Raw genomic sequence first — 6,055 nt, 5'->3', positions numbered from 1 at the left:
GGTCGGCTCAGCCCAGCGTCTGGGCCAGCACCCGCGCCGCCCGCTCCACGTCGGCGAAGCCCACGTACAGCGGCGTGAACCCGAAGCGCAGCACGTCCGGCGCCCGGAAGTCGCCGACCACACCCCGCTCGATCAGCCGTTTCATCACCTCGCCGGCGTCGTCGCAGCGCAGGGCGATCTGACTGCCCCGCTCCGCGTGCGCCACCGGCGTCAGGCACTCGACCCTGCCCTCGGGCACGTACTCCGCCACGCACTGGAGGAAGAAGTCCGTCAGCGCGAGGGACTTGGCCCGTACCGCCTCGACCGGCACCCCGTCCCAGACCTCCAGGGCCGCCTCCAGGGCGAGCATGGAGAGGATGTCCGGCGTACCGACCCGGCCGCGCGGCGCACCGGAGGCCGGTTCGTAGTCGCCGCGCATCCCGAACGGCTCGGCGTGGGAGTTCCAGCCGGGCAGCGGGGAGTCGAAGCGGTCCTGCAGCTCCCGGCGCACATACAGGTACGCCGGTGAACCCGGCCCGCCGTTCAGGTACTTGTAGGTGCAGCCGACCGCCAGGTCCACCCCGTGCCCGTCGAGGCCCACCGGCAGGGCGCCCGCGCTGTGGCACAGATCCCAGACGGCGAGCGCGCCCGCCTCGTGCACGGCGGCCGTCAGCGCCGGCAGGTCGTGCAGCCGGCCGGTGCGGTAGTCGACGTGGTTGAGGAGGACGGCGGCGGTACGGCCGGACAGCGCGCCCGGCACCTCCGCCGGTGTCACCGGCCGCAGGGTGCGGCCGGTCATCCGTGCCGCGGACTCCGCGATGTACCCGTCGGTCGGGAAGGTCGTCGCGTCGACGAGGAGCTCGTCACGGCCGTCCCCGGCCATGCGTACCGCCCCCACAAGTGCCTTGAAGACATTGACACTTGTCGAGTCTCCGACCACGATCTGGCCCGCGGCCGCCCCGACCAGGGGGGCGATCCGGTCACCGATCCGCTCCGGCGCCGTCCACCAGCCGCTCTCCTCCCAGGACCGGATGCGCAGCTCGCCCCACTGGCGCCGTACGACGTCCTCGACCCGTCCGGGCACGACGGCCGGCAGCGCGCCGAGCGAGTTGCCGTCCAGATACACGACCTCGTCGAGGACGAACCCGTCCCGCTTGCCGCGCAGTGCGTCGGCGGCGTCCAGCTTCTCGGCTCTCATCGCCGGTTCAGACATAGGACCGCGCCGTCCACAGCTCGGGGAACACGTTCTTCTGCGCGCGCTTCTCCAGCCAGGCCACCCCGGCGGAGCCGCCCGTGCCGGTCTTGGAGCCCATCGCGCGGCGGGTGGCGACCAGGTGGTCGTTGCGCCAGCGCCACACCAGCTCGGCGACATCGCTCAGCGCCTCGCCCAGCCGGGCGACTCCGTCGCTCTCGTCACCCGAGTAGACGGCCGTCCAGGCCGCCTCCACCTCCGGCGACGGCTCGTAGCGCTTCGCCACGTCACGCCGCAGCACGGCCTCCGGGACGTCGTACCCGCGCCGCGCGAGCAGCCGCACGACCTCGTCGTACAGGCTCGGCTCGTGCAGCGCCTTCTCCAGCTCGGCGTGCACCCGCGGCGCGCCCCGGTGCGGGACGAGCATGGACGCGGACTTCTCGCCGAGCAGGAACTCCATCCGCCGGTACATCGCCGACTGGAAGCCGGAGCCCTCGCCGAGGGCGCTGCGGTACGAGTTGAACTGGGCGGGTGTGAGCTGGGCGAGCGGCCTCCAGGAGGCGTTGAGCGCCTCCAGCTCGCGCACGGACCGCTTCAGCGCGGCGGTCGCGGTGGGGATGTCGTCGCCGCGCAGCGCCCGGGCCGCCGTCTCCCACTCGTGGACGATGACGGTGAACCACAGCTCCATCACCTGGGTCGTCACCAGGAAGACCATCTCTCCCGGGTCGTCCGAGAGGGTGTGCTGGAGGTGGGTGAGCACGTCCGCCTTGACGTAGTCCTCGTACGGCGTCGTGCCTTGGAAATCGAGATGCGGGGTCTCGGGCTCGTGAGCCTCGTGGGACATCGCTGTCTCCTGCAGATAACTCCGGGTAGCGGTCCGCCCCTGCCGAATTCCGGCACGGGGGCCCCGGTCCCCACGGGCATACTCCGCAATAATCCCCCGGAACCGCAAGGCCCGCCCGCTGACCGGACGGGCCTCGCGTACACAGACTGCTGTCAGCCCAGGACCTGCGCCGCCGTCGGCGAGGAGTCCTTGAGGAACTGGGAGCAGCGCTCGTACTCCTCCTGCTCGCCGATCGTCTGCGCGGCGCGGGCGAGGGCGTGCAGGGCACGCAGGAAGCCGCGGTTCGGCTCGTGCTCCCACGGCACCGGGCCGTGGCCCTTCCAGCCGCTGCGGCGCAGCGCGTCCAGGCCGCGGTGGTAGCCCGTACGGGCATATGCGTACGACTCCACGGCCGCGCCCCGCTCGAACGCCTCGTCGGCGAGCTGCGCCCAGGCGAGCGAGGAGGTCGGATGCGCGGCGGCGACGTCGACCGGCGCGGTACCCGACGCGAGCATTTCCCGTGGCCCGGGGTCGTCGGGGAGGTGTGTCGGGGGCGGACCCCCGAGAAGGTTCTCGTGAATGGACATGAGGTCAAGTCTGCGCCATCACGACAGCCGCGGCGCAGTCGGCGGCATGGGGAGTGCGCAACCCGGCGCTGCGGGGTGTCCTCGGCCGCTACCCCAGTCGCTTCCGCACCGGCTCCCCCTCCAGCGGCGGCGACACCACACCACCGTGCCGCAGGCACTCGGGCCGCCTGCACCCGGGCGGAGGCCTGCGCACCGTGGCCCCGGCGATCACCGCCCCCACCACCAGCGCCCCCGCACACCACCCCATCGCCCGCCCGAACGCCGCGTCGAAGGCGGCCGGCTCCCGGTACGCCTCCTCCCCCATCCCGGCCAGCAACGGCAGCGCCGCCACCGCCACAAGCCCCGCCGCCCGGGCCGCCGCGTTGTTGATCCCGCTGGCCAGTCCCGCCCGCGCCACATCCACGGAACCCAGCACCGTCGCCGTCAGCGGCGCCACCAGCATGACCAGGCCCAGCCCGAGCACCACCAGCGCCGGCAGCACATCGGCCCAGTAGGACGCGCCCGGCCCCACCCGCAGCATCAGCAGCATCCCCACGGCACACAGCAGCGGCCCCACCGTGAGCGGCAGACGCGGCCCGATCCGGTCGGCCAGCTCCCCGGACCGCGCCGACAGCAGCAGCATCAGCACGGTCGTCGGCAGCAGCGCCGTACCGGCCCCGAGGGCGGAGTAGCCGACGACGACCTGGAGCTGAAGGGCCGCGAGGAAGAAGAACCCGCCGAGGGCCGCGTACACACACAGCGTGACGATGTTGATCACCGTGAACTGGCGGGAGGAGAAGATGTCCGGCGGCATCATCGGCTCGGGCCTGCGCCGCTCCACGACCACGAACGCGACGGCCGCGGCCACCCCGGCCACCGCCGTGACCGCCACCGCCAGACCGCCGTCACCGGCCTCGATCAGCGCATACGTCAGCAGCGCCAGCGCCACCGCCCCCAGCACCGCACCGAGCACGTCGAACCGGCCACGGGCCCCTTCACCGCCCGACTCGGGGACATGCCGCAGCGCCACCGGCACGCACACCAGCGCCAGCGGCACGTTCAGCAGGAACACCCACCGCCAGCCCGGCCCGTCCACCAGCCAGCCGCCGACGAACGGCCCGACCGCCGCGCCGACCCCGCCGAAGCCGGACCACAGACCGACGGCCCGGCCCCGGTCGTCGGGGTGGAAGGACGCCTGGATCAGCGCCAGCGACCCCGGCGTCAGCAGGGCACCGCCCACTCCCTGCAGGGCACGCGCGGCGATCAGCGTCCCCGCGTTCGGCGCGATCCCGCACAGCAGGGACGCCACCGCGAACCACACCACACCGACGACGAACACCTTCCGGCGCCCGAACCGGTCCCCCAGCGCCCCGCCCAGCAGGATCAGGCCGGCCAGCGTGACCATGTAGGCGTTGACCGTCCACTGCAGGGCGGACAGGTTCGCGTCGAGGTCACGGCCGATGCGCGGCAGCGCGACATTGACGACGGTCGAGTCCAGCATGGCCATGCTGGAACCGAGGACGGTGGTGAGCAGGATCCATCGGCCCTGCGGGGAGGCCAGCCGGACATCGGGCATGCAGGGAGCATACGGAAGAGCCCGGCACCACAGGAGGTGCCGGGCTCAACGCGTGCGAACCGGATACGACCGGCGCGAACGGACTTACTTGATCTTCGTGCCCGTGGAGCGCAGGTTGCCGCAGGCCTCGAGGACGCGCTTGGCCATGGACGCCTCGGCCAGCTTGCCCCAGGTGCGCGGGTCGTAGGTCTTCTTGTTGCCGACCTCGCCGTCGACCTTCAGGACACCGTCGTAGTTGCGGAACATGTGGTCCGCGACCGGGCGGGTGAAGGCGTACTGGGTGTCCGTGTCGAGGTTCATCTTCACGACGCCGTTGTCCAGCGCGGTGGCGATCTCCTCGGCGGTGGAGCCGGAGCCGCCGTGGAAGACGAAGTCGAAGGGCCCCGGAGAACCAGCCTTGCCGAACTTGGCGGCGACGCCCTCGTTCAGCTCCTTCAGCAGCTCGGGACGGAGGACGACGTTGCCCGGCTTGTACACGCCGTGCACGTTGCCGAAGGACGCGGCCAGCAGGTAGCGGCCCTTCTCGCCCAGGCCCAGGGCCTCGACCGTGCGGATCGCGTCGTCGACCGTCGTGTACAGGGAGTCGTTGATCTCGTGCGAGACACCGTCCTCCTCGCCACCGGTCGGGGTGATCTCCACCTCGAGGATGATCTTGGCGGCGCGGGCGAGCTCCAGCAGCTCCTGCGCGATGGAGAGGTTGTCGGCCAGGGTCTCGGCGGAGCCGTCCCACATGTGGGACTGGAACAGCGGGTTCAGACCGGCCTCGACGCGCTTCTGGGAGAGCGCCAGCAGCGGACGTACGTACCCGTCGAGCTTGTCCTTCGGGCAGTGGTCCGTGTGCAGCGCGATGTTCACCGGGTACTTCTCGGCGACGATGTGCGCGAACTCGGCCAGGGCGACCGAACCGGTCACCATGTCCTTGTTGAACTGACCGCCCAGGAACTCGGCACCACCCGTGGAGATCTGGACGATGCCGTCGCTCTCCGCCTCAGCGAAACCGCGCAGGGCCGCGTGCAGGGTCTGGGTGGAGGTCACGTTGATGGCCGGGTAGGCGAACTTTCCTGCCTTCGCCCGGTCCAGCATCTCGTTGTAGACCTCGGGAGTTGCGATGGGCATGCGTCCGCTCCTTGTATCTGCGGGTTGGGGTACTGCGCTCTTTACGGCCCTGACCTAGACCTTGGGATGCGACGTCATCGTCGGCCCCATCTTTCCAGACTTGGCCGGAAGGTCCAGGCCACCGTCCACGCCCTGGTCAGGTCCCGGTCAGTCCAGGCCCAGCTCGTCCTTCGAGTACGCGAAGAGGTACGGCACCCCCGCGCCCTCCTGGATCTTCTCCGCGGCACCGGTCGCCCGGTCGACGATCGTCGCGACGGCGACAACCTCGGCCCCGGCCTCGCGCACGGCCTCGACGGCGGTGAGCGGGGAGCCGCCGGTGGTGGAGGTGTCCTCGACGACCAGCACACGGCGGCCCGCGATGTCCGGGCCCTCGACGCGTCGCTGCAGGCCGTGGGCCTTCGCGGCCTTGCGGACGACGAAGGCGTCCAGGCGCTTCCCGCGGGCGGCGGCGGCGTGCAGCAGGGCGGCGGCGACGGGGTCGGCGCCCATGGTGAGCCCGCCGACGGCGTCGAAGTCCAGCTCCGCGGTGAGGTCCAGCAGCACCTGTCCGACCAGCGGGGCGGCCTCGCCGTCGAGGGTGACGCGGCGCAGGTCGACGTAGTAGTCGGCCTCCAGACCCGACGACAGGGTCACCTTGCCGTGCACCACGGCCTTGTCCTTGATCTGCTGCAGCAGCGCGCCGCGTGTGTCCGTCATGGCGCCCAGCTTAAGGGTCCTTCTGATGGATCTCCGCGGCGTCGCGACGCCCGGCACGCACGCTCGCCGCACGGTGCGCAGGGACAGGTGGCTCCGCCACATGACCC

At 71.7% G+C, this 6,055-nt stretch carries 6 protein-coding genes; all 6 read right to left on the bottom strand.

What is annotated here, in order from left to right; translation table 11 throughout:
• Nucleotides 1–7: 7 nt before the first annotated feature.
• Nucleotides 8–1,192 (bottom strand): kynureninase, encoded by a 1,185-nt coding sequence (gene kynU, locus ACFTZL_RS39635; protein ID WP_382593797.1) that lies wholly within the window; start codon nt 1,190–1,192, stop codon nt 8–10.
• Nucleotides 1,185–2,015, bottom strand: coding sequence for a tryptophan 2,3-dioxygenase family protein (locus ACFTZL_RS39630; RefSeq protein ID WP_382593794.1), 831 nt, complete (start codon nt 2,013–2,015; stop codon nt 1,185–1,187). Before ACFTZL_RS39630 ends, kynU begins: the two co-directional genes overlap by 8 nt.
• Before the next feature lie 152 nt (nt 2,016–2,167).
• Nucleotides 2,168–2,581 carry a DUF3151 domain-containing protein gene (locus tag ACFTZL_RS39625; protein WP_382593790.1) on the bottom strand — a complete coding sequence of 138 codons (414 nt, stop codon included), beginning with the start codon at nt 2,579–2,581 and terminating at the stop codon, nt 2,168–2,170.
• 88 nt (nt 2,582–2,669) lie between these two features.
• Nucleotides 2,670–4,136, bottom strand: a complete 1,467-nt coding sequence (locus tag ACFTZL_RS39620) for an MFS transporter (RefSeq protein WP_382593787.1) — start codon at nt 4,134–4,136, stop codon at nt 2,670–2,672.
• A gap of 84 nt (nt 4,137–4,220) precedes the next feature.
• Complete coding sequence (gene fbaA / locus ACFTZL_RS39615; protein WP_382593784.1) at nt 4,221–5,252, bottom strand: class II fructose-bisphosphate aldolase; 1,032 nt, start codon at nt 5,250–5,252, stop codon at nt 4,221–4,223.
• 147 nt (nt 5,253–5,399) lie between these two features.
• The gene (gene pyrE, locus ACFTZL_RS39610; RefSeq protein WP_382593781.1) at nt 5,400–5,948 is read right to left on the bottom strand and encodes an orotate phosphoribosyltransferase; all 549 of its coding nucleotides are present in this window, start codon (nt 5,946–5,948) and stop codon (nt 5,400–5,402) included.
• Between the last annotated feature and the right edge of the window lie 107 nt (nt 5,949–6,055).

The sequence above is a fragment of the Streptomyces sp. NPDC056948 genome, from assembly GCF_042674225.1.
GTDB lineage: Bacteria > Actinomycetota > Actinomycetes > Streptomycetales > Streptomycetaceae > Streptomyces > Streptomyces purpurascens.
Note: the sequence above shows the minus strand (reverse complement) of the source record. Positions and strands in the feature narration are given on the sequence as shown.